We start from the raw sequence: 22,949 nt of genomic DNA, 5'->3' as shown, positions 1-22,949 counted from the left end.
TCTGTTGCAAATGTTTCATGATGTTTGGTTCAATGCCTAACGCAGTTCCTCAAAGGAGCTTCAGTTTGGTGGTACGCGAAACGACCGCGACCGCGACGAGAATGATAAGACCCTTCACAATGCTCTGGATGTATGTGTCCATCCCGATGAGGTTGAGGCCGTTATTGATGACGCCGATGAAAAGCGCGCCGAAGAAAGTTCCTGCAATTGTTGCAGTACCCGGACGGAACATGGTCATTCCGATAAACACCGTGGCGAGGCCGTCGAGCAGATAGCGTTCACCCGCGTTAGGTTGGCCAGAGCCCAGACGTGCTGCAAGAAGCGCGCCGGCAACGGCTGCGAAAATTGAACAGACCACAAGAGCGGCAGCGCGATAAAAACGACCGTTAACGCCGGAAAGTTCCGCTGCTTTGAGATTGCCGCCGACCGCATAAATGTACCGGCCGAATACGGTCCGTTCCATCAGAAACCAGGCCACAAAAACAACGATCACCATAGCATAAGCAAGAACCGGGATACCAAACAGCTGGCCTTGTCCAAGCCAGAGATAACTGGCCGGAAGACCACCATAGATGGCGCGCCCGCCAGTCATCAAAAAGTTGATGCCGTAAAGAATGGACCCTGTTGCGAGTGTGGCAATCAACGAAGGCACCCCCACCAGCGTTACAAGCGCTGCATTGACGGACCCCACCACCAGACCAGCACCGAGACCGGCAAGCAATGCCAGCGGCAAAGGTGTGCCGGCAACCAGCAGAAGGGGGACGATAATACCCGCCATTCCGACCATATAGCCGACCGACAAATCCATCTCACGGGCAGCAAAGCCGAAAGTCAATCCTGCTCCGACAATGGTCAGCATGGAAATCTGCTGGATGATGTTGAGAAGATTATTCGCTGTCAGAAAGCGGTCAACCGTGAGTGAAAAGCCGGCGAACAGGAGGAAAAGCACAAAAAGCGTACTGTATTTGAGCAGCCACTCGCCTTTGAGTTTTTTGCTGAAACTCTGCGCATGGCGAGCAGATTGCGGTGTGACCGCTGAGGATCGGGCGTTCATTGGGTAACTCCTGCCATTGCAGCAATAAATTTCGCTTCAGAAAACGCATCGCGTCCAATTTCTGGCCCGGGACGTCCGTTCACAAAGGGGATGACACGGTCAGCCACATCCGCGACTTCCATGAGGTCTGACGAGGTGACAAGAACGGCAACGCCCTTCTCTGCCAAACGGCGCATCTGCGCGTGAATTTCACGCTTAGCACCGATATCGACGCCTTCCGTCGGTTCGATGAAGATCATCAGGCGATAGTGATCGTCGGCTCCGTAAAGCCACTTACCGATCGAAACCTTCTGCTTGTTACCGCCACTCAGATCTTTAACAAACTGACTGCGCGAATGCGCCTTGACGTTCATAAGCTCCATCATCCGGTCTGCCTCGCGGGCTTCGCGTCGCATGAACAATATGCCGGTACCAGCAAAAGTCGCGTAAGACGGGTGCACCATTGCAAGGTTTTCACGTACGTCCCAATCGCCAATAAGCGCGTTTTCCATGCGATGGTCTGGCACCAGTGCCACGCCTTTTTTCTGCATCGTCCGCGCATCAATTTTCGTCTGCACCTCACCCTGAAACAGGTACGTTCCGTCGGTCACACCGCTTGCGGCATAAAGCGAGCGTGCAAATCCGAAATGTCCTGCCCCTGTCAGGCCGATAAGCCCGATAATCTCACCCGCGTGAATGGCAAAATGCTCGACCTCTACACCGCCTGCTTTCCAGTCGCTAACGTCCAGAACAACGTTGCCAAATGCACGTGCAGGCTGAGTTTCCTGTTCGCTTGCATCCACACCACCGGTCCGCTGGAGCATGAGGTCAATCAGTTGCGCCTCGCTCGAATCTCCAGCCTGAAGCGTTGCGATGTGACGACCATCACGCAAAACAGTAATACGATCGCTTAGCGCCTTGATTTCAGAAAGAAAGTGGCTGATCAGCACAATGCCGACACCCTGTTTGGGCAGGGTCTTGATGATTTCCCAAAGGCTCTCTTTTTCGCGAGCAGGCAAGGTGGCCGTTGGCTCGTCAAGGATCAGTAGCCTCACATTACCGCGGAGTGCGCGGACAATTTCGATAATCTTCTGGTCGGCCATGGGCAGCATATCGACCTGCTGGTCGAGGTCGATAGAAACTTGAGGAAACCAGCGGCCCAACAGCTCGTTCGCGCGGGCCAGGAGCGTCCGGCTATCGATGATGCCAAGACCCATGCGTGGCTCGTCGCCCAACAGAATATTCTGCGCACCCGTCAGACCGGGAACGAGGCTGCCTTCCTGCGAAACATGTGCGATCCCCTTACGCAAGGCATCGCCGGCGCTGCTGAGTTTCACCTCGGCGCCATCAATCGTTATTGTGCCGGATGTCGGACTTTTGCTACCGCCGAGAATGCTGACCAGGGTGGTTTTCCCCGCGCCGTTTTCTCCGATCAGTCCGTGAACCTCATCGAACCGGAATTCAGCGCTGACCTGATCAAGCGCTAAAGTACCGGGATAAGACATCACGATCTGCGAAAGGCTTACAGCCATCGGAGAACTCCATGAATTGAATTGCTAGAGCATGTCTCCCAAAATAGGGAACCAGTTTTGGGATAAAAACATACGGAAAAACAAGAAGGTAGAGCGGTTGCAACGACTCCGTTTTAGCCGAGACAGCTCTAAATCCTGAAAAAAGGTCGGAACGTGGAACGGCCACGCCCCGGCCAGTGGTAGGCAATGGGGTGCCTACTTATTCGGGAGGAAATCGTTGCAGTTCTGCTTCGTGACAAGCGGCGCATCAAGATAGACCGTCTTGGAAGGAATGACGGTATCGGCATCTTCCTTCTTCACGACGATGCTTTCGATCCACTCGCCGGTCTGCGCGCCCATCTTTTCAAACGGCTGCGAAACAGTCGCGATCATCAGGCTGTCCGGCTTGCAGACTTCTTCAATTGCCTGTGGGTGGCCATCGATACCAATGACCTTCACATTTTTCAGACCAGCTGCGGTGAGTGCATTGATGGCTGCCTGTGCCGGTTCATCCCAAGGTGCCCACACGGCATTGATTTCTTCTCCAAAGCGCGATGCATAATCCTGCACCGTGCTGGTCGTGTCTTCGAAGAAAGCAGTGTAGTCGATATTATGTTCGGCGATGACCTTCACTTCAGGATATTCCTTCACCACGGCAGCCATAACGTCACCACGCTTGCGGGTGCCATGATGCTCTGCCATGCGCAGGAAAATCATATTTCCTTTGCCACCCATCTCATTGAGCAGGTAAGGGGACACAGAAGCAGACATTGCCCAGTTGTTGGTTGTAACGTCAACGAGCACACCGTCAACCTGACCACTATCGATGGCGAAGACTGGAATTTTCGCAGCAACCGCAGCGTCAATCGCTGCACGCGATGCACGCAGATCAGACATGCTTACGATAATGGCATCTACTCCGCGCGATGCGGCATCCTGAATGTTCGAAGCAGTGCGTTCGCCCGAGCCGCCGCTATCGAGAACGCTGACGTTCCAATCCTTGGCGGTTTCCTTGAGCCAGGCGTCAAATCCAGCCTTGGCGCGTTGTTCAGATTGTGCAGCAGCGTTGGAATGCACCCAGGCTACATTGGTCGCGGATGCACTGGCAGTGCCCATAAGCATGGTTAAAGTGACCGCCGCGATGGACTTCTTGAAAAATCCCGTATTCATTTATTCCTCCCCGAAGCGGCGTGGTTGAGCCCACTACCCGCCTCACATTGTTGAACCCCGGCTCCGGGCGTTTCCGGCGACATTTCTATGATGTCGGCTTTCCGCCCTCCTCCAAGCCTGTCGCTTCGACGCCTGTCTGGTTCAGATCCTCACGAACCAGACGCGGCTTTTGTGCTTTAACCTCGGCTCTCCATTCCGGTTGACCCACCTGCTCAATCGCGCTCTTGTCCGCCGGAACAGTTCGAATTAAGCAATGGCTTCTTACAAATGTCAAACTAAATTACATTTGTATCAGCGCAGGATAACGACAAGAGGGACCGATGAACGAATCTGAAGACAGCCTTATGGTGCGTGTCGCGTGGTTATATTACATCGGTGGATTCAACCAGGAGGCGACTGCTGCGCGACTGGGCCTGACCCGGGCGCGCGTGAATAAAATTCTCGGAGAAGCCCGCGAAAGTGGTCTTGTCAGCATCTCCATCGACCATCAGAATGCTGGCACGCTGCCGCTCGAAAACAAACTTATGCGTCGCTATGGACTGGAATTCTGCGTTTCAACGCCACCATTTGACTTCGATACAGACGACACTGCGTCTGAAATCCGTAAGCAAGTTTCGTTTCGCGCAGTTGGCGTCGCTGCTGCAACTTACCTAAAGAATTTTCTTGCCGACAATCAGGAAGCGACCATTGGCACCGGCTGGGGACGCACCATAGAGCAGATGACGTTGCAACTTGCCGGTGTGCGAGCGCCGCAAGCGCGCTTCATTTCCGTCATGGGATCGCTGACCGCCAACTCTGCCTATAACCCATTCGAAGTTGTGCATATGTTGGCACGCCGCACTGGCGGACAGGGCTTTTTCCTACCCGTGCCGTTCATTGCCGATTCTGCCGAGGACAGAAAAGTTCTGATTTCCCAACGATCTGTAGCGCGCGCGATGGAAATTGCCCGCACGGCTTCGGTCTGTTTCATCAGTGCTGGCGAGTTGACAGAAGATTCATTGTTGCGCCGCCAAAATATGTTGAGCAAACCGGAGCTTGAAAGCCTCCGGGCCGCAGGCGCAATTGGTGACACCAACGGCATTTTCTTTGATAAAGAGGGCCGTCAGGTCGACCATGAAATGAACCAACGCACTATCGCTCTCGGATTTGCCGAATTGCAGAAGGTTCAGGTCGTCCTGCTCATCGCGGGCCAGGAAAAGGCTATCGCTGCCAGAGCTCTTTTGAAGAGCGGTATAGTCAATGGCCTCATCATAGATGGTGATGCAGCCGAAGCGCTACTGAAGCTAGACAGCTCCAAAACTGACCTGCCATAAGTATTTTTCCCCAGATTGGATTAGATCCCGGCTAGTTAAAGGATGGTCGAATGAAGAAGCAGAGCTTTACATAAGAGCAGATCATTGCGGTTCAAAAAAAGACAACCTTCACGACTTTGAGCCGGGACACCTTACCCATGATAATATCTCTAAATATTTTCAATGGAGGTAATGGAATAAGATTGGTCGAGAAAGTATCACATATGGCAAAAATCACATTTTTCCATATGTCTGTTTTCATGTTTGGACGCTTTTCAAGCTAGCGCCAATATGCTGGCGGCGTTCAATTGGCGGCCAAATTGTTGACGAGTGTCCAGATCGACGTCGACATGTGGTCTGTGAAAAACAAAAGCTGTCTATTCATCACCGCCCCTCCCCGCACCTCTGCTTCGCTTCGAGTGAAAATCACGAACTCTTCGCTGTGCTGTTCGTCAATCGCCGGGTCTCGGGTCCTCTCAGCGCTCGAAACCCAGCTTGGCGTTTCTCATCTAGATCCTCCTCACCTGAACGTAGCGTCGGTTCTCCGAGGCGCTTCATCATTTGATTCGTGGCAACTAAGGGCGAACCGGGATTTTCCAGGAAGTCATATCTCAGAATTCGAGCGCATATCCGATATCATTCCCAATTTAATTGAATGATGCCGCAGGAACTTTAGGCAGTTTTGAGGAAGAAAGCTCGCGCCATCGCGCAATAGGTTTGCCCTAGCTACGGCAACACTGTTGCTAGCCGAAAAATACAAACAAACGCGCAAACTATCCATTTAAAATCTACAAGCAATTTCAAGGGGATAAATGGTGGGCGATGAGAGACTCGAACTCCCGACATCTTCGGTGTAAACGAAGCGCTCTACCAACTGAGCTAATCGCCCGACTGTTGCACCAAGTGCCTAGACAGTCGCTGTGAGAGCCGTTTAGGCAATTCGCGCCACAAGCGCAAGTGCAAAAATCAGCATTCGGCATCTTTCTTGCGTTTTTCTACAGGCTCATCAATGCTTCAGCTGATAGACAAGATTACGCCCCACCCAATCGGCAAAAACCAGCAGCGAAGCTGTCAATAATTGCCGAAGAGGTTATGCGCATCAATACAGGCCCGTGCAAAACGCGCGGCCTCTGCAACATGCCGTAACCGCCTGAAAAACATCGCGCGATCACAGTGATTTAGAAGGATTCTAAGCGCTGCTTATAATCATGCTATTGATACTCATGTTTTATCCAGTCAAAACATGAGCTTCGGCGTATTCCTGTCGGAACAACCGGTAAAACCAAGCAGGCAATTTCCGCACAACATATTGCAAAAACACAACAAACTCGTGGAGGGGCGGCGAACGCCGCCCCATAATCCTTATCCGGCCAATCGTTCGGGCGAACGCAGGATGGATGCGCCGCCTGCCGCCTGTACGGCGAGGCCTCCATATTCGATACCGGCCGCAAGTGCCCGGTGCGCGTCGTGACCTTCCAGCCAGGCATCGATGAAGCCAGCGTTGAAAGCATCGCCCGCTCCCGTCGTATCGATGACCGGTACGTCCTTGGCCGCCATGTAAAGATCCGCTTCGGCAGTGCGCAGCCACGCCCCTTCTCCGCCGCCCTTGAGAGCCACCACTGGAAAGTGCCCGGCAAGCGTGTCGAGTGCCTTGGCCGGATCCTCATGGCCGGTGATGGCCTGAGCTTCCTCACGGTTAGGAAGGAATATATCGACGCCCTCACAGACGGCGAGCAGACCAGGGTCGTAGATCAGCGTTTCATCCCAGCTCGGGTCGAGCGAGACGGAAAGACCCGCCGCCTTTGCCTGCTGCACGAGATCAGGGATTTCGTGCAGCGTGGCGAATTCAGCAATATGCAGATGCCCTGCATCCTTCCATTGCAACGCGGCTTCCAGCGTCGAAGGAAGCGCCGAACCGGCGCGGCGCGACAGGAATGCGCGGTCATTGCCGATCACGCTTGCCACTGTCACCTGTGGCCCAGCATCGTCGGCCCGCTCCAGAAAGCGCAGATCAACACCGTCGATCTTCAGGTCAGGCTCAAGCCCGCGTGACAGGCCATCAAAGCCGAGACGTGCGACCAGCGCCACCGCCCTTCCCGCATGAGCCAGATGCGCAGCGGAAATAAAGGCCCCGCCGCCTGCCGCCATCTTCATGTTTTCGGCAAAGACCTCACGTCCAGGCTGCGGCAGTGATTGCAGCCCGGTGAAGATGAGATCGCAGTAAATCCGCCCGATACTCAGGACAGCCGGACGCCTGAATTGTTGCGGTATCATAGGCGGCCCAGACTTTTCTCGGTCTCGGCATCGAAGAGATACAGGCTTCCGGCGGGTGCTGACACGGAAAGCGTGCCGCCCGTTGCGGGAATGACCTTGCCCGGCGCTGTGCCAATCACCGAAACGCCGTTGACGTCCAGATGGACCAGCGTCTCCGCACCGAGTGGCTCCACCGCCGTCACCGTACCAGAAAGCGACAAGCTGCCGGGTGTGCCTTCCTCGACTTTCAGGTCGTGCGGGCGAACGCCGACCAGAATGTCGCCGTCGGGCACAAGTTCCACGCCCGATCCATTGCGGCGCCCCGCGATCAGGTTCATCGACGGGCTACCGATGAAGCGGGCCGTGAACACGTCGGTCGGATTTTCATAAAGCTCGGTCGGCGTGCCGGTCTGCAGAATGCGACCATCGCGCATGACGACGATGCGGTCGGCCATGGTCATGGCTTCAACCTGGTCATGCGTTACGTAAACGGTTGTCGTCTTGAGACGCTGATGCAAGCGCTTGATTTCGATACGCATCTGCGCGCGAAGCTGGGCGTCGAGGTTCGATAGCGGCTCATCGAAAAGGAAGGCTGACGGATTGCGCACCATGGCGCGACCGATGGCGACACGCTGGCGCTGGCCACCGGACAATGCCGCCGGGCGACGGTCGAGATAGGGTTCCAGCCCGAGCGCCTTGCCGGTTTCCTCAATGCGCTTGGCCTTGTCGGCCTTGGACAGTTTCGACGTGTAAAGCCCAAAACCAATGTTCTGGCGCACCGTCATATGCGGATAGATGGCGTAATTCTGGAACACCATGGCAATGTTACGCTGCTTCGGATCGCGTTCATTGACGACGTCGCCACCGATCTTCATGTGACCGCCGGAAATGTCCTCAAGTCCTGCGATCATGCGCAAGGTCGTCGATTTACCGCATCCCGAAGGACCAACAAAAACGACGAATTCGCCATCCTTGATCTGGAGATCGATCGCCCGGACCGCCTCGACCTTGCCATAACGCTTGACCAGCTTTTCAAGTTCGATGGTTGCCATCAGCGTGCCTCCACAAGTGCACTGAATTTTTCATTGAGTTCACGGGCAGCCTTTGCTTCGGCAGCCGCATGGTCGAAGGCTGCTGCCTTGAAGTGATCGGCTTCCGCCTTATGTCGCGCGAGCGCTGCATTCATCGCGGTCGGCGCCGGACCGCCGAGACGGTCACGCACAGCCACGAAATGTTGCGGCGAGACCAGTTCCTCGAACTTCTCGCGCCCGAAGGATGGTTCGCGCCCGGCGGACTCGCGGAAAGCGTCAAGGAAAGGTTCAAAACCGTCCTTCTCCAGACCGCCGCCCATGGCGACGACAGCGCGCGCAACCCTGGCCGCGATTTCATGCGCCTGCCGGAACGAAAGGCCTTCGATGCGCACCAGCGAATCCGCCAGTTCGGTGATCGTGATGCAGGAGCGGCGGATATTTTCTGCCACACGGGCCGGATCGATACGGATCGCGCCGATGAATGCCGCCAGAAGATCGAGCACGCGACCGGCAGAGGTGAATGCCTCGTAACCCATCTGTTGCGTTTCGCCCTCACTGTCATTCATGTCGGTGAAAGGCGTGTTGTGCATGACGTCCAGAACGGTGCGGGCGCGGCCCATGGTCTGGCTTGCCAGATGGCGCATATGTTCGATCGGAACCGGATTGCGCTTCTGCGGCATGATCGATGAAATCTGCACGAAGGCATTCGGCACGTAAATCTGGCCGACCTCGAAACTGGTCCAGAACTGGAAGTCCTGAATGAAACGTCCCAGATGCACGAACATCAGCTCCAGAGCTGAATAGGTCGAGGTGATATAGTCCACCGCTGCAATGCAGCTATAGGAATTCGGCAAGGGGGCAGCGAAGCCCAACAGGCTGGCGACACGTGCGCGATCGATCGGGAAGCCTGAGGTGGTGATGGCCGCCGCCCCCATGGGTGACAGGTTGACGATGGCACGCGCGGCTTCCATCCGTTCCATATCCCGGATGAGAACCTCGATTGCCGCCGAAAGATAGTGACCGAAGGTCGATGGCTGCGCAGGCTGGCCATGCGTATAGGCGACGATCAGCGTCTCCTTTTCACGCTCGGCAGCCGCTATCATCGCATCAAGCACATTTCGGGCCTGCGTCATCAGCGTATCGATGCGATCCTTGAGGCCAAGCTTGAACAGTGTGTGGTCAATATCATTGCGTGAGCGCGCCGTGTGAAGGCGACCGGCAGTGTCGGCACCAATGCGTGCTTTCAGCTCTTTCTCGATGAGGAAGAAGAAGTCCTCCACCTCCCCTGTATAGGTGAGTTTCGAAGGATCGATTTCCTTGTCGATGGCTTCCAGCGCACCCGCAATGGCTGCGGCCTGCGCGCGGTCGAGAATGCCGGTTTCGGTCAACATGACAAGATGGGCGCGGTCGATGCGGCGGAAACCATCGACGTGATGGGTCTTGGCGCCATCAAAAAGCGGACGAAGCACGGTTTCATTATAAACCGGATCGGGAAAGACGCTTTTATCGGACAGCCGTGGATCGAGATCGGACATGGTTCAACCCTTGAGACCAGCAAGCATGACACCGCGCACGATGTAACGCTGGAGAAGAAGAAAGACGACGAGCGTGGGAAGCGTGGCGATTGCCGCGCCGGTCATGATCATTTCCCACTGGATGGACTGCTCGACGGCGAAGCTCGAAAGCCCGACCGGCAGCGTGTAAAGCTCCGGACTGGTCGCAACGATCAGCGGCCAGAAAAATGCGGTCCAGTTGCCGAGGAAAGTGAAGATCGCAAGCGCCGAGAGCGCAGGCGTTACCAGCGGCATGGCAACTTTCCACCAGATCTGGAATTCGTTGAGGCCGTCAACGCGGGCAGCTTCCAGAAAATCGTTGGGAACGCCTTCGAAGAACTGCTTCATCAGGAACGTGCCAAAGGCCGTCATCATGCCGGGGAACATGATGCCCCAGTAGCTGTCCAACCAGCCGAGCTTGCTCGACATCAGATACCACGGGATCACCAGCATTTCAGTGGGGATCATCAGCGTGGACAAAATGGCGAGGAAGATGAAGTAGCGCCCGCGGAACTGGAATTTCGCCAGCGTATAGCCGACGAGACTGTCGAAGAAGACGTTCGACAGCGTGACCACGACCGCAACGATCATGGAGTTCAGGAACCAGCGCAGGAAGCGGCCATCGGCTAGGATGGTGACATAGTTCTGCAGTGTCGGCTCTGCCGGGATCAGGCGCAGGTCATAGACCTGTCCCGCTGTCTTGAGCGAAGTGGAGAACATGAAGGCCAGCGGCGTGACCATGATGAGGCCGCCGATGAGCAGCAGCGTCCATATCAGGATGCGACCGGGCCGCAGGTTCTGGAACGGGAGTGGTTTGTTTTGAACGGACGCTGTCATTTCTTTTCCCTCAGGATCCAGAGCTGCAACAGCGAGACGCAAAGCAGAATGGTGAAGAGCACGACGGTTTGCGCAGCCGCATAACCCATCGCATAGGAGGAGAAGGCCGTCTGATAAATCATCAGCACCAGCGGCTTGGTGGAGCCGAGCGGCCCGCCGGGATCGTTCGTGGTCATGTTGTAGACCTGATCGAAGATGCGCAGGAAACCGATGGACGAGAAGACGACGAGGAAAACCGTGGTGGGCTTCAGAAGCGGGATCGTGATCTTGCGCAGGATCGCCCATTCACCGAGGCCGTCGATGCGCGCGGCTTCGTAGAAAGTGTTGGGAACGGCGCGCAAGCCCGCCATGAAGATGATGATCTGAAAGCCGAGACCGGCCCAGATGGACGTCGCCATGATCGCATAAAGACCCTGATCGACCGAGCGCAGAAAACCCTGCTGCGGCAGCCCGACCGAACTCAGGATATTATTGATGAAACCGATCGGCGCAGGCTGATAAAACCAGCGCCAGACCCATGCCATGGCAGCAGCCGTGGTGAGATAAGGCAGAAAATAGAGGGCACGGATAAAGCCGTGCATGATGCGCACACGATCCAGGAAATAGGCGATTGTGAACGCAACCACGAGACTGATCGGCGTGCCGACCAGCAGATAGGTGAAAGTGTTCTTGAACACTTTCCAGAATTCCGGATCCGCGAAGAGCTTCTGGTAATTGGCGAAACCGATGAACTTTGGCGGGTTCATCAGATCCCAGTCGGTGAGAGACAGCCAGAAAGCTTCTATCGTCGGGTAAAAGCGGATGACCGAATAGAACAGGATCGGTAAAGCCAGAAAGCTCCACACCCAGATCAACCGTCTTGTGCGCATGGAAAGGCGATCCGTCAGGCGATTGCCCGAAGGTCCCTTCGCCGCGCCGCCTGTTTCAGCCGTCTCGGCTACATTCATTGTCATGTTTCAAGATCCTTCGGCTAAGGATTAGCCGTGCCGTAAATCGGCAAGAGAAGATGAAGCGGCCAGAGCCGCTTCATCCAGCCGCTTCATCTGTCGCGATTGCCTTACTTGGCCGCGTCGAGCACATCCTGCTCTGCCTTGGCCGCCTGGTCGAGGGATTCCTTGACCGGCTGCTTTTCGAGAATGACGCGATTGGCCATGTCGACAGCGATCTGACGCTGCTTCAGCTCATCCACGAACATGGTCGTGTGCGCATATTCCAGACCTTTGAGGAACGGGCCGTAGATCGGATCGGCAAGGTTCTTTTCAGTCATGGCTGCCGAGCGGCGCGCAGGCAGTTCACCCACGTCCTTCAGCCAGATTTCCATGGCTTCCGGCGACGAGATGTAGTTCAGGAACTTCTTGGCAGCTTCGAGTTTCTCACCGCTTGCCTTGGCGCTGATACCGTTGGCAAAGTAGCTCGCATAGTTGGAACGCACGCCTTCGGCATTGGCCGGAAGCTCGGTCACGCCCCATTCGAAGTCCTTGATGGTGCGGAACGAACCAAGACGGAAGGTGCCGTCAATGGTCATGGCTGCCATGCCAGCGCGGAAAGCGGCCTGGCCTTCATCCATAAACTTGACTTCGCCGACCTTATGTTCGGTCTGGAGGCCGGTATAGAAGGCAAGCGCCTTTTCGCCCGCAGCGTCGTTATAGGCGACCTTGCGATCATTGTCGGTATAAGGCTGACCGCCGAACTGGCGCACCAGAACCTCGCGCCACCAATGCTGGTCCTGTCCCGGCATATCCAGCGTGATGCCTTCGGCCAGAAGATTGCCAGAAGCATCGCGCTTCGTCGTCTTCTTGGCGGCTTCGACCATTTCATCCAGCGTCTTGGGCGGATTGTTCGGATCGAGGCCAGCGTCGGTGAACAGCTTCTTGTTGTAGAACAGGGCCAGCGAACGCACAGCGGTCGGCAGACCATAATATTCATCGCCGCGCTTCATCGCAGAAACGATCGGGAAGAATTCGCTCTCGATCTTGTCATGCGGGAACGCGTCCTGCGGCAGTGGCTGCAGAATGCCGCCAGCCACGAACTTGTCCAGCCAGCCATAAAAGAGCTGCATCACGTCCGGGCTCTTGCCCGCCATCTTCGCTGCGATCACGCGCGTCTGATAGTCGTCGTAAGGGAATGTGACCTGCTTGACCTTGATGTCCGGGTTGGCCTTTTCGAAATTCTCGATCAGCTTGTCCATCGCCTTGACGCGTGTCTCGAAGACATACTGCCAATATTCGATTTCGACAGCCTGAGCGGCATTGATCGCAAAGGTGCTGAGCCCTGCAACCAGACCTGCCAATAACAGCTTACGCATTTAAACCTCCCTAATGCCCCGCCCACCGGTACTCGAATGCGGTCGCCAGGCACGGCTGCGGCAGTGCCTTGCACCATCCGCATATTCCACCACATGCCACGCAGATCATGCGCGACGCCCATTTTCACTCATGCGGGAACCCACTTCCCCGACATGAGGCAGGACGGCCTTCACCACCCTGTCTTTACGGTTCAACGTTGCGGGCATTTTGTCAATAAGATAATTTAGTTGAATTAATATATTGCTGTTAAAAGCGCCTCGCGCTATCTCTTTTGACGGGAGACAGGAGGGATCATGACATCGAAATCAGATGGACATTCTGAAAACGGACCGCTCGTCGCGCCTGCTGGTGCACAGGGCGGGTCGCTAGCGGTCACCCTTGGCAAGAATCCCGAGCGAATCCGCGATCATAACCGACGTGTGGTGCTTGATGTCGTGCGCCGTCACGGTCCCCTTGGCCGGATGCATATCGCCCGCCTTACCCATCTGACCGCACAGGCCATCGCCAATATCGTCGATGAATTGGTTTCTGAGAACCTGCTCATGCAGCTTGGGCGGCTGAAAACGGGACGCGGCCAGCCGCCGATCCAGTTTGCCGTCAATCCCGAAGGTGCGATGACCATCGGTGTCGAAATGGGTTCGACGCACATGGTGACGACCGTGCTCGATCTGTCCGGCAAGCCGCGCACGCAGCATGTGCGCCCGATACAGGATGTCCGCCCCGACAGGCTCTCCGCACAATTGCGAACGGAAGTCGATGCCGTGAAGGCCTCGTTTCCCGCGCGCCTGCTCGGCATAGGTGTCGTGATGCCAGGCCCGTTCGACATTGAAGGCATGAGTTCGGTCGGCCCGACCACCCTGCCCGGCTGGTCCGGGATCGATGCGGCGGCGGTTCTGAGCGAAGCCTGCGGCGAAGCCGTTCTGGTCGAAAACGACGCCAATGCCGCCGCCGTCGGCGAGCGCCTGTTTGGTGCGGGACATGCGATTTCCAATTTCGCCATGATTTATTTCGGTGCCGGTATCGGGCTTGGCATGATTCAGGACGGCGCACCGTTTCGCGGTGCTTTCGGCAATGCCGGTGAAATCGGTCACATCGTCATCACGCCCAACGGGCGCAGCTGCGCCTGCGGCCAGAGGGGCTGCCTTGAAACTTATGCCTCCCTTCATACCTTGCGCGAAAAGCTTCACGCTGCGGGGATCGAGGACACCGATTTCGACGCGCTGGAAAAGTTGCATGAAGACCGCAACCCGGTTCTGATGGGCTGGGTGCAGGAAGCCGCCGACCATCTGGCGCCGATGATTGCCATGATCGAAAACATTCTAGATCCAGAGACGATCATTCTGGGCGGCATGGTGCCCGATGCGATCATCGATGACCTGATCTGGCATATGGGTGGCCTGCCGATTTCGGTTGCGAGCCGGCGCGCACGCGCTTTGCCGCGCGTTATCCGGGGACAGACTGGGCAGTTCACCGCTGCGCTGGGTGCTGCATCCCTGCCGATGTTCGAGGCGATGACGCCCAAACTCGACACCAATTCCGAATTATAGAACTGTCCGCGAGGAACCATGCTCACCGCCCGTCAGCGCATCGAGCGCCAGAAGTTGTCCCCTGCCCTTGTCCGCCTGCAAGGGGCGCTGAGCAGGCTGCGCTCGACCGTGACGCTGATGCATACAGGCGCGCATCCTGACGACGAGCAAAGCGGCCTGATGGCCTATATGCGGTTCGGTCTTGGCATGCGGGTGGTAATTGCCTGTTCGACACGCGGCGAAGGCGGACAGAATGCACTCGGCCCCGAACGTGGCGGCGCGCTCGGTGTGATCCGCAGCCGCGAGATGGAAGACGCAGCACGCATTCTCGATTGCGACGTGCATTGGCTTGGCCATGGCCCAGACGATTCCGTCCATGATTTCGGGTTCTCAAAGGATGGCGACGGTACCTTTGCCCATTGGGGTGAAGCGAAAACCATCGAACGACTGGTCCGCGCCTATCGTACCGAACGCCCTGATATCGTGCTGCCGACCTTTCTCGATGTTCCGGGCCAGCATGGACACCACCGCGCGATGACCCGGGCGGCAGAAAAGGCCATCCGGCTGGCTGCCGATCCGGACGCCTTTCCGGAACACTTTGCCGAGGGGCTGATACCGTGGCACGTGGCGAAATTCTATCTCCCTGCCTGGTCAGGCGGCGGCGACACTTATGACGACGAGCTTCCACCGCCTGATACGACATTGGTGATTCACGCGGCGGGTCGCGATATGGCCACCGGCGCCGATTACGACCGTATCGGCGAGTGGTCGCGCGCCTGCCATGCCAGTCAAGGCATGGGTCGCTGGCCGGAAGCGCCGAAAGTTGAATGGCCACTGCATCTGAAACTGCCCGAAATCCGTTCGGAAACGACAATTCTTGAAGGAATTCCGAAAACTTTGGCCGCACTGGCCGAGATTGACGGCTTGGCACTTACGGGTCGGAAGCAGCTTCTTGACGCCCATTCGTCTGTCGAGAAAGCAATCGCAGCTTTTCCTGATCGCGAAGCCATCGTCAAAAATCTGGTTGAAGCTGCAAAATGCCTGAAGGATGCACTGAGCGGCGCGCCGGAAGATTTCCTTTTGCGGCACGGGTACCGGCTGGAACGCAAGCTGCAGGAAATCGACACTGCTTTGATTGAAGCGGTCTCACTTTTCGAGCGCGCTTATCTGGACGACGCCGTGTTGGCGACGGGCAGCGAGACACGCCTTGTTGTCGAATATGGGCCCGGAGCGGCAGCAGTCGCAGTAACGGCGGAACCCGTATTGCCGGTAAGCTGTTCGATTGTCTGTGAACAACGGGCATCGGAGCGAGAAACAATGACAGTTTCGCTGGCGAAAGACGCAGCACTCTCTCCGTTTTTCGAACCCGCGTGGCGGTCGCTCGGCGGCAACGGTCAAGCCTATATCCGGCTAAAGGCGCAGTTTGGCGATCATCTGGCGGAGTCTTTTTTCGATCTTGAAGAGCCGCTGGCCATTGTGCCGCCTGCCTCATTGAAGGTCGATCCGCCAGCGATCATCGTATCGGGCAAGCAGGCCCCCTTGCCGATCCGGCTTGTGGTCGATGGCAAGGCCGACCAGATCACATTCACATCGCAAAACGGCTGGGATGTCAGCTTTAACGGGCAGAATGCCGTCTTGCACGGGCCTTCCGATCCAGTGCCCGGTTTGACCGTCCTGCAGGCAACAATCAACGGAAATCCGGCATGGCACGTGCACGAGGCCAGCTATCCGCATATTGGTAAAACTGTCTGGCGCGAGCCTGCCGTGCTGCCTGTGCTGACCCTTGACGTGAAGCTACCCGATGCGCGCATCGGCTATATCGGTGGCGGCGCGGACAATGTTGGTCTGTGGCTGAAACGCATGGGGCTTGATGTCACCGACATCGAAGCGCACCACCTTGCCGGTAATCTTTCGCAATTCACCACCATCGTGGTCGGCATATTTGCTTTCGGTCTGCGCGATGACCTGGCTGCGGCGACGGCCAGACTGCACCGCTTCGTCGAGGACGGTGGGCATCTGGTGACGCTCTATCACCGACCCTCCGACGGCTGGCATCCAGACGGAACACCCCCGCGAAGACTGACCATCGGCTCTCCGTCATTGCGCTGTCGTGTTACGAACCCGCATGCAGCAGTTACGGTTCTTGAACCTGAGCATCCTCTGCTTGTTAGCCCAAACACGATCAACGAGTGCGATTGGAACGACTGGCACAAGGAACGCGGGCTTTATTTCGCCTCCACGTGGAATGACGCCTATCAGCCACTGCTTTCCATGCATGATGATGGAGAACAGCCGCTTTATGGCGCGCTTGTTTCCGGCAGGATCGGCAAAGGCCGGCATACGCATACGAGCCTTGTCCTGCATCATCAGCTCGACAAGCTCGTTCCCGGAGCATTCCGCCTGATCGCCAATCTGGTGCAAGCAGCTTGAGAGAAAAGACGGTTGAACTCGTCGCCAATTATATAAGTAAAAGCTAAAATACTCAGGAATCCCCATCCGCTATTTTTGTTTTAAATTCAGTAATTTATTAATCATATGCGATACTCATTTTCCGTTTACCATGCAACTTAAGAGGGTGCACATATTTGTTGCGTAGTTTGCTCCCAGGTCACAGAGACCACCAAACAACTAAGAATGATCTCAGGAGCAACACATGACCAAGTTTTTCGCACGTTTCCGTAAGGATGAATCCGGCGCAACCGCTATCGAATACGGCCTCATCGCGGCTTTGATTTCGGTTGCGATCATCGCTGGAGCCTCCACCCTCGGCACCGATATCGGCGAGAAGTTTACGGAGATCAGTAACGCTGTTACCGGTGCAAAGATAGCAACGGAATAATCAGACACCGTAGGTAGTAGCTTATAAAGGCCCCTTCATCCGAAGGGGCCTTTATAATTGCTGCAGATCACCAATGAGCATGTATCATCACAGCTAACCAAGCTAACGTTCTGCAATCTTTATTGATTATGGGTGGTCAACAGAAACGCGCATAATCCCTCAAAATAGTGGTTCGCCGCGTGGTTATTGCGTATCCCAGCGCTGACCCCGGCCTTTCGGGAGTAGCGAACATGTCATTGAAATCCATTTTGCTGGCGCTTGGCATCGGCGTTGCGGGGCTGACGCTCAGCGGCTGCGTTTCCGAGGGCTATTACGGCTCAGGCTCTTACGATCCGTATTATGTTCGCGGCGGTTATGTTGGCACCGGCGTCGTCTATAATAGCGGCGGTTATTATCGGAACTATCCGCGCTACCCGCGTTATTACAGAGACTCACGCTATTATCGTGACCGCGATTATTATCGTTATCGCGACCGTGATCGCCCGCATCGTCCTGATACCAACAGACCGGACCGCCCACGTCCGCCGCGACCGGATCGTCCGCCACGACCATCAGGCAATGATGGTGCAGGTCGCCCGAATCCGGGCAATCTGCCAGTCATCCAGCCGATCAAGCGTGGTCCGCATAACTGAAACAAAAACACCCGCCAATATCCGGCGGGTGTCTTTCTATAATGCAGAAATGGTCGTCAGAGCTTGATGACATATTCCTTGCGGGTGGTCTCGATGACTTCCCAGCTTCCCTTGAAACCCGGCCGGATGACGAAACTGTCTCCAGCTTCGACTTTGCGGGCTTCGCCGCCTTCTTCCCTGACGACAGACCGACCGGTCAGGATGTGGCAGAATTCCCATTTGTCATATTCGATGCGCCATTTTCCGGGCGTGCTTTCCCAAATACCTGCGAAGAGTGTGCCTTCGGCATTTTCTTCCAGATTCCATGTGCGGAATTTTGGGGCACCTGAAAGAATGCGCTCTGGGAACGGTGCGCCTTCCTCCGGTTCGATGCCGGTCAGGTCGAAATCGAGAAACCGGCTCATAAATCAGACCTTTGCCAGCGCCTGTTCGATGTCGGCGATGATATCGTCCGCATCCTCGATGCCGATAGACAGGCGCACGACATCCGGACCGGCGCCAGCCGCCACCTTCTGTTCGTCGCTGAGCTGGCGATGCGTCGTCGATGCCGGATGGATCACCAGCGAACGCGTGTCGCCAATATTGGCCAGCAGGGAGAACAGTTCGAGGCTATCGACAAACTTGACTCCCGCTTCATAACCACTCTTGAGACCGAAGGTGAAAACAGATCCCGCACCCTTTGGCGCATATTTTTGCTGGAGTGCGTGGAATTTATCATGCGGCAACCCGGCATAGTTCACCCATGATACTTTTTCATGGCCGTGCAGCCAGGATGCGACCTTGAGCGCATTGTCGCTGTGACGCTGCATGCGCAGTGGCAAGGTTTCCGCTCCGGTCAGGATCTGGAACGCATTGAACGGTGAAATGGCCGGGCCGAAGTCACGAAGCCCCAGAACACGGGCAGCGATGGCAAAGGATATATTGCCAAAGGTCTTGTGGAGTTCCAGACCGGCATAATCTGGGCGTGGTTCGGTCAGAAGCGGATAATTGCCGGATTTTGCCCAGTCAAACGTACCGCCATCGACCAGAATACCGCCCATGGAATTGCCGTGACCACCGATAAATTTGGTGAGCGAATGCACGACGATATCCGCACCATGTTCGATAGGGCGCACCAGATAAGGCGATGCAAGCGTATTGTCGACGATCAGCGGCAGGCCATTTCTGTGCGCGATTTCGGCAATGGCTTCGATGTCCACCACGATGCCGCCCGGATTGGCGAAGCTTTCGATGAAGATGGCGCGCGTCTTGCTGTCGATCTGCTTTGCGAAATCGGTCGGATTGGTGGCATCGGCCCAGCGCACCTGCCAGCCGAAGGATTTGAAAGACTGACCGAACTGGTTGATCGAACCGCCGTAAAGCTGGCGTGCGGCAACAAAATTATCGCCCGGTTGAAGCAGCGTATGGAAAACAAGAAGCTGCGCAGCATGGCCGGACGCAGTCGCAACCGCCGCCGTACCGCCTTCGAGTGCGGCAATGCGCTCTTCCAGAACTGCGGTGGTCGGATTTGTGATGCGTGTGTAGATATTGCCGAACGCCTGCAGGCCAAACAGGGATGCCGCGTGGTCGGCATCATCGAACACGAACGAAGTCGTCTGATAGATCGGCGTTGCACGGGCACCTGTCGTGGGATCGGGCTTGGCGCCTGCATGAACAGCGAGCGTTTCAATCCCGGGAGAGCGTTTTGACATCATTTCCTCCTGTGTCCTAAACCCCAATCAGGTCCGGACGTTAGGCGTTGCCGCCAGGAAAGCAAAGGAGGATTTTCCGCCAAATGCCGGAATCGCAGAAATTAGATCCTAAAGCTCTTATTCACGGATCAGGCGGGGATATTCGATGGCCGGACAACGATCCATGACGACGGTCAAACCGGCTTCGCTGGCGCGATTTCCAGCCTCGTCGTGCACCACGCCAAGCTGCGTCCACAACACCTTTGGCCGGTGCTTCATTGCGAGAACCTCATCCACGATGCCCGGCAGCGAATAAGGTTCGCGGAAGACATCCACCATATCCACCGGCTCTTCGATATCTGCCAGATGCGCCACGACAGGCTGGCCGTGGATCTCCTTGCCCGCCTGCCCCGGATTGACCGGAATCACACGGTATCCCTTGGAAAGCAGGAACTCCATCACGCCATTGCTCGGGCGCTCCGGCTTTGGTGACGCACCAAGAAGCGCAATCGTTTTGACGGAAAGAAGGATTACGCGAATCTCGTCGTCGGAAGGGTTTTTCATCTTTGTCCTCTTCAATCGCTTGAGCCAGCGCTTGCATGAAAGCGGTCGCTCCCATTATTGATGAATAAACTTGGGAGGAACGCATGAATATCAATACCGCACAGGACCGGAATGTCGATCCGATGACAAAGCATTCGTTGAGCCCCGTCATGAACATTGAAGAGCTGCGCACCTTCATGAAGCACGAGTTTCCTCAACTCGGCGACACATTCGAGATCATGGCAATCGATGACGGTTCTGCGACCATGCAGCTTCACGCCGATGAACAACATCTGCGTCCCGGCGGCACCGTTTCCGGCCCCTCGCTTTTCGCGCTCGCCGATGTGACTGCCTATGCAGCCATACTGGCCCATATCGGTCCGGTGGCGCTGGCAGTGACGACAAACCTCAATATCAATTTTCTGCGCAAACCCTCCCCCGGTACAGTCGAAGCTGTTGCGCGCCTTCTGAAACTCGGCAAGCGCCTTGCCGTACTCGATATCAGTCTGACTGACGGTGCTAGCGGCGAACTGGTTGCCCATGCAACGGCTACCTATTCGATTCCACCGCGATAAAAGCGTTAAAAATATACGGTATTATAATACCAATACGATAACCAATTGATTTTACTTATCTTTTAAAACAAAGCTCTGAATATAGGGCTTGACGGTTACACAGACATTGTGTATCGACCCGCCAGACGCGAGCAGAAGTAATCTTTTGCCCGCTCGTTCGGGTTGGACGTGATCCAACACAAGCAACAAAAAAAGCCCTGATTTCAAGATCGGGGATTAAGTCAAGGAAGACTTCAATGGCAACTTTTTCTCAGAAGCCGGCTGAAGTGGTGAAGAAGTGGGTGCTGATCGACGCCGAAGGTCTCGTCGTCGGCCGTCTCGCATCTCTCGTCGCCAACCGCCTGCGTGGCAAGCACAAAGCAACCTTCACTCCGCATGTTGACGATGGCGACAATGTCATCATCATCAATGCCGACAAGGTTGTTCTGACCGGCAAGAAATACACCGACAAGGTCTATTACTGGCACACCGGCCATCCGGGTGGCATCAAGGAGCGCACCGCTCGCCAGATTCTCGAAGGCCGTTTTCCGGAACGCGTTCTCGAGAAGGCTATTGAGCGTATGATCCCACGTGGCCCGCTCGGCCGTCGCCAGATGAAGAACCTGCGCGTTTATGCAGGCTCGAACCATCAGCATGAAGCTCAGCAGCCGGAAGTCCTCGACGTCGCAGCGCTGAACCGCAAGAACAAAGGGAATGCATAATCATGGCTGAGCAGCTCAACTCGCTCGAAGAACTCGGCACCGTTGCCAAGACCGAAGCTGCCGCTCCGGTTCACGTCCAGAAGCTGGACGCACAGGGCCGCGCTTATGCCACCGGCAAGCGTAAGGACGCCGTTGCACGCGTTTGGGTCAAGCCGGGTTCCGGCAAGATCACCGTCAACGACAAGGAATTCGCACAGTATTTCGCGCGTCCGGTTCTGCAGATGATCCTGCAGCAGCCGATCATCGCTTCGAACCGCGCCGGTCAGTTCGACATCGTCGCCACCGTTGCCGGTGGTGGTCTCTCCGGTCAGGCCGGTGCTGTTCGTCACGGCATCTCCAAGGCCCTCACCTACTACGAACCAGGCCTGCGCACGGTTCTCAAGAAGGGTGGCTTCCTGACCCGCGATAGCCGCGTCGTCGAACGTAAGAAGTACGGTAAGGCCAAGGCTCGCCGTTCGTTCCAGTTCTCGAAGCGCTAACGCGCTTAGGGCCAGTTCTCCAAGCGCTAATAACTATCGCTTCGGATTTACAGAAAAGCGGACCTCCGGGTCCGCTTTTTTTGTTTTGCTCAGGCTGAGTTTCAGCCCGCCCAGCCACGGATGGACTTGCGGTTGATCTCGAGCTGTTTTTCAGGCGGCTGCTTATAATAATCCGGCGCCATTCCGGCAACCCAGTCTCCGTAGCTCGGATTGGGCAGCATGAAGAACTTTGTGCCGAACGCTTCGCGGTTGGCCTCGACGAAAGCGCGTCGCTGCTGGTTATTCTTGTGATAGGTCGCAGCGCCGAAATCGTTGAGATTGTCACCGACATAGACGACGACGTCATATCCCGCAGCCCTGACACTGTCGAAACGATCCTGCTTGTTGGACTGGCCGCTATTCAACAAGAGCGTTTTCGCTGATACACCGGGAAATCCCAGGCTCCTGATGTTCGCTGTCGTCGCCGCAAACGACTTCGCATCGCGGTTCGAGACATAAAACATCGTGCCGCCATTCGCGCTGACATGCATTGCAAACTCCACCGCACCGGCAATTGGATGTGCCTGTTCAGCGGCCATCCAGCGCGCCCATGTCTTCTCCGTGTACGGCACGCCTTGCTTGACGCGCCATCCGGCATAGGCGGTATTATCGATCATCGTCTCGTCGACATCGACAATCACGGCTTTCCTCTTCCCCTTCGCCGGCTTTGCCGCATCGAAGGCCCGGCGCGCGCCGTTGAACGCCTGATAAGCCAGCGCATCATACTCGCCTGATTGTTGCATCCAGTTGATTGCGCTTACATTCTGCTGCTCCAGCTGAAAGCTTGCGGTGCGCTGGTCTGTTGCACAGCCCCCAAGGGCTGCGGAGCAGGCCATAATGGTCGAGATCGTAAGAAACGTTTTTCGCATAATGTCCCTCATTGAAAGAGGTTATTAGCGCCGAAGGTTTCCCCGTTCTCAATTGCCGTTATGTGCCCTCAATATTTTGGGCGACAGCGC

Annotated in this window: 21 protein-coding genes and 1 tRNA gene; 8 read left to right on the top strand and 14 right to left on the bottom strand. The window is 56.1% G+C overall.

Annotated features, from left to right (window positions below; genetic code table 11):
• Positions 1-49 precede the first annotated feature (49 nt).
• From CQZ93_RS04595 to CQZ93_RS04585, 3 genes are all read right to left on the bottom strand, one after another.
• Positions 50-1,054, bottom strand: coding sequence for an ABC transporter permease (locus CQZ93_RS04595; protein WP_104754006.1), 1,005 nt, complete (start codon positions 1,052-1,054; stop codon positions 50-52).
• A complete protein-coding gene (locus CQZ93_RS04590; RefSeq protein ID WP_105541537.1) occupies positions 1,051-2,565 on the bottom strand; it encodes a sugar ABC transporter ATP-binding protein in 1,515 nt (504 codons plus the stop codon). Before CQZ93_RS04590 ends, CQZ93_RS04595 begins: the two co-directional genes overlap by 4 nt.
• Positions 2,566-2,760: 195 nt before the next feature.
• Positions 2,761-3,714, bottom strand: coding sequence for a sugar ABC transporter substrate-binding protein (locus CQZ93_RS04585; RefSeq protein WP_105541536.1), 954 nt, complete (start codon positions 3,712-3,714; stop codon positions 2,761-2,763).
• Between the two features lie 320 nt (positions 3,715-4,034).
• Between CQZ93_RS04585 and CQZ93_RS04580 the strand changes: the two genes are divergently transcribed.
• On the top strand, positions 4,035-5,027 hold the full coding sequence (locus CQZ93_RS04580; RefSeq protein ID WP_105541535.1) for a sugar-binding transcriptional regulator: 993 nt from the start codon (positions 4,035-4,037) through the stop codon (positions 5,025-5,027).
• A 792-nt stretch (positions 5,028-5,819) separates the two neighbouring features.
• Here CQZ93_RS04580 and CQZ93_RS04575 read toward each other — a convergent pair.
• From CQZ93_RS04575 to CQZ93_RS04540, 7 genes are all read right to left on the bottom strand, one after another.
• A tRNA-Val gene (locus CQZ93_RS04575) sits at positions 5,820-5,895 on the bottom strand.
• Positions 5,896-6,368: 473 nt separating this feature from the next.
• A complete protein-coding gene (locus CQZ93_RS04565; RefSeq protein WP_105541533.1) occupies positions 6,369-7,280 on the bottom strand; it encodes a carbohydrate kinase family protein in 912 nt (303 codons plus the stop codon).
• Positions 7,277-8,311 (bottom strand): ABC transporter ATP-binding protein, encoded by a 1,035-nt coding sequence (locus CQZ93_RS04560; protein ID WP_105541532.1) that lies wholly within the window; start codon positions 8,309-8,311, stop codon positions 7,277-7,279. The genes CQZ93_RS04565 and CQZ93_RS04560 overlap by 4 nt, the downstream gene beginning before the upstream one ends.
• Positions 8,311-9,825, bottom strand: a complete 1,515-nt coding sequence (argH, locus tag CQZ93_RS04555; RefSeq protein WP_105541531.1) for an argininosuccinate lyase — start codon at positions 9,823-9,825, stop codon at positions 8,311-8,313. Before argH ends, CQZ93_RS04560 begins: the two co-directional genes overlap by 1 nt.
• 3 nt (positions 9,826-9,828) lie before the next feature.
• Positions 9,829-10,680: a carbohydrate ABC transporter permease gene (locus tag CQZ93_RS04550; RefSeq protein ID WP_105541530.1), complete on the bottom strand. Its 852-nt coding sequence runs from the start codon at positions 10,678-10,680 to the stop codon at positions 9,829-9,831.
• Entirely contained in the window at positions 10,677-11,633 is a 957-nt protein-coding gene (locus CQZ93_RS04545; RefSeq protein ID WP_286152077.1) for a carbohydrate ABC transporter permease, read from the bottom strand. Before CQZ93_RS04545 ends, CQZ93_RS04550 begins: the two co-directional genes overlap by 4 nt.
• Before the next feature lie 104 nt (positions 11,634-11,737).
• Positions 11,738-12,985: a sugar ABC transporter substrate-binding protein gene (locus tag CQZ93_RS04540; RefSeq protein ID WP_105541529.1), complete on the bottom strand. Its 1,248-nt coding sequence runs from the start codon at positions 12,983-12,985 to the stop codon at positions 11,738-11,740.
• A 294-nt stretch (positions 12,986-13,279) separates the two neighbouring features.
• Here CQZ93_RS04540 and CQZ93_RS04535 point away from each other — a divergent pair, with 294 nt between their 5' ends.
• The 4 genes from CQZ93_RS04535 (at position 13,280) to CQZ93_RS04520 (ending at position 17,983) form a co-directional block, all read left to right on the top strand.
• Complete coding sequence (locus CQZ93_RS04535; protein WP_105541528.1) at positions 13,280-14,533, top strand: ROK family protein; 1,254 nt, start codon at positions 13,280-13,282, stop codon at positions 14,531-14,533.
• 18 nt (positions 14,534-14,551) lie between these two features.
• The gene (locus CQZ93_RS04530; RefSeq protein ID WP_105541527.1) at positions 14,552-16,942 is read left to right on the top strand and encodes a PIG-L family deacetylase; all 2,391 of its coding nucleotides are present in this window, start codon (positions 14,552-14,554) and stop codon (positions 16,940-16,942) included.
• Between the two features lie 223 nt (positions 16,943-17,165).
• Complete coding sequence (locus CQZ93_RS04525; RefSeq protein ID WP_105541526.1) at positions 17,166-17,351, top strand: Flp family type IVb pilin; 186 nt, start codon at positions 17,166-17,168, stop codon at positions 17,349-17,351.
• Between the two features lie 230 nt (positions 17,352-17,581).
• Positions 17,582-17,983 carry a hypothetical protein gene (locus CQZ93_RS04520; RefSeq protein WP_105541525.1) on the top strand — a complete coding sequence of 134 codons (402 nt, stop codon included), beginning with the start codon at positions 17,582-17,584 and terminating at the stop codon, positions 17,981-17,983.
• A 56-nt stretch (positions 17,984-18,039) separates the two neighbouring features.
• Here the strand turns inward: CQZ93_RS04520 and CQZ93_RS04515 are convergent, their stop codons facing one another.
• The 3 genes from CQZ93_RS04515 to CQZ93_RS04505 form a co-directional block, all read right to left on the bottom strand.
• Positions 18,040-18,387 carry a cupin domain-containing protein gene (locus tag CQZ93_RS04515; protein ID WP_105541524.1) on the bottom strand — a complete coding sequence of 116 codons (348 nt, stop codon included), beginning with the start codon at positions 18,385-18,387 and terminating at the stop codon, positions 18,040-18,042.
• A gap of 3 nt (positions 18,388-18,390) precedes the next feature.
• Entirely contained in the window at positions 18,391-19,674 is a 1,284-nt protein-coding gene (locus tag CQZ93_RS04510; RefSeq protein WP_105541523.1) for an O-acetylhomoserine aminocarboxypropyltransferase, read from the bottom strand.
• 117 nt (positions 19,675-19,791) lie between these two features.
• Complete coding sequence (locus CQZ93_RS04505) at positions 19,792-20,217, bottom strand: CoA-binding protein (protein ID WP_105541522.1); 426 nt, start codon at positions 20,215-20,217, stop codon at positions 19,792-19,794.
• Between the two features lie 83 nt (positions 20,218-20,300).
• On the opposite strand from CQZ93_RS04505, the gene CQZ93_RS04500 reads away from it, so the two are divergent.
• From CQZ93_RS04500 to rpsI, 3 genes are all read left to right on the top strand, one after another.
• Positions 20,301-20,771: a PaaI family thioesterase gene (locus tag CQZ93_RS04500; RefSeq protein ID WP_105541521.1), complete on the top strand. Its 471-nt coding sequence runs from the start codon at positions 20,301-20,303 to the stop codon at positions 20,769-20,771.
• Positions 20,772-21,007: 236 nt separating this feature from the next.
• The gene (rplM, locus tag CQZ93_RS04490) at positions 21,008-21,472 is read left to right on the top strand and encodes a 50S ribosomal protein L13 (protein ID WP_105541520.1); all 465 of its coding nucleotides are present in this window, start codon (positions 21,008-21,010) and stop codon (positions 21,470-21,472) included.
• 2 nt (positions 21,473-21,474) lie between these two features.
• Entirely contained in the window at positions 21,475-21,951 is a 477-nt protein-coding gene (rpsI, locus tag CQZ93_RS04485; protein WP_105541519.1) for a 30S ribosomal protein S9, read from the top strand.
• Positions 21,952-22,052: 101 nt separating this feature from the next.
• Here the strand turns inward: rpsI and CQZ93_RS04480 are convergent, their stop codons facing one another.
• Positions 22,053-22,859 carry a 5'-nucleotidase, lipoprotein e(P4) family gene (locus CQZ93_RS04480; RefSeq protein ID WP_105541518.1) on the bottom strand — a complete coding sequence of 269 codons (807 nt, stop codon included), beginning with the start codon at positions 22,857-22,859 and terminating at the stop codon, positions 22,053-22,055.
• Between the last annotated feature and the right edge of the window lie 90 nt (positions 22,860-22,949).

This window comes from Ochrobactrum vermis, from assembly GCF_002975205.1.
Lineage (GTDB): Bacteria > Pseudomonadota > Alphaproteobacteria > Rhizobiales > Rhizobiaceae > Brucella > Brucella vermis.
The sequence above is the reverse complement of the archived record's forward strand: the minus strand, read 5'-3'. Positions and strand labels throughout refer to the sequence as shown.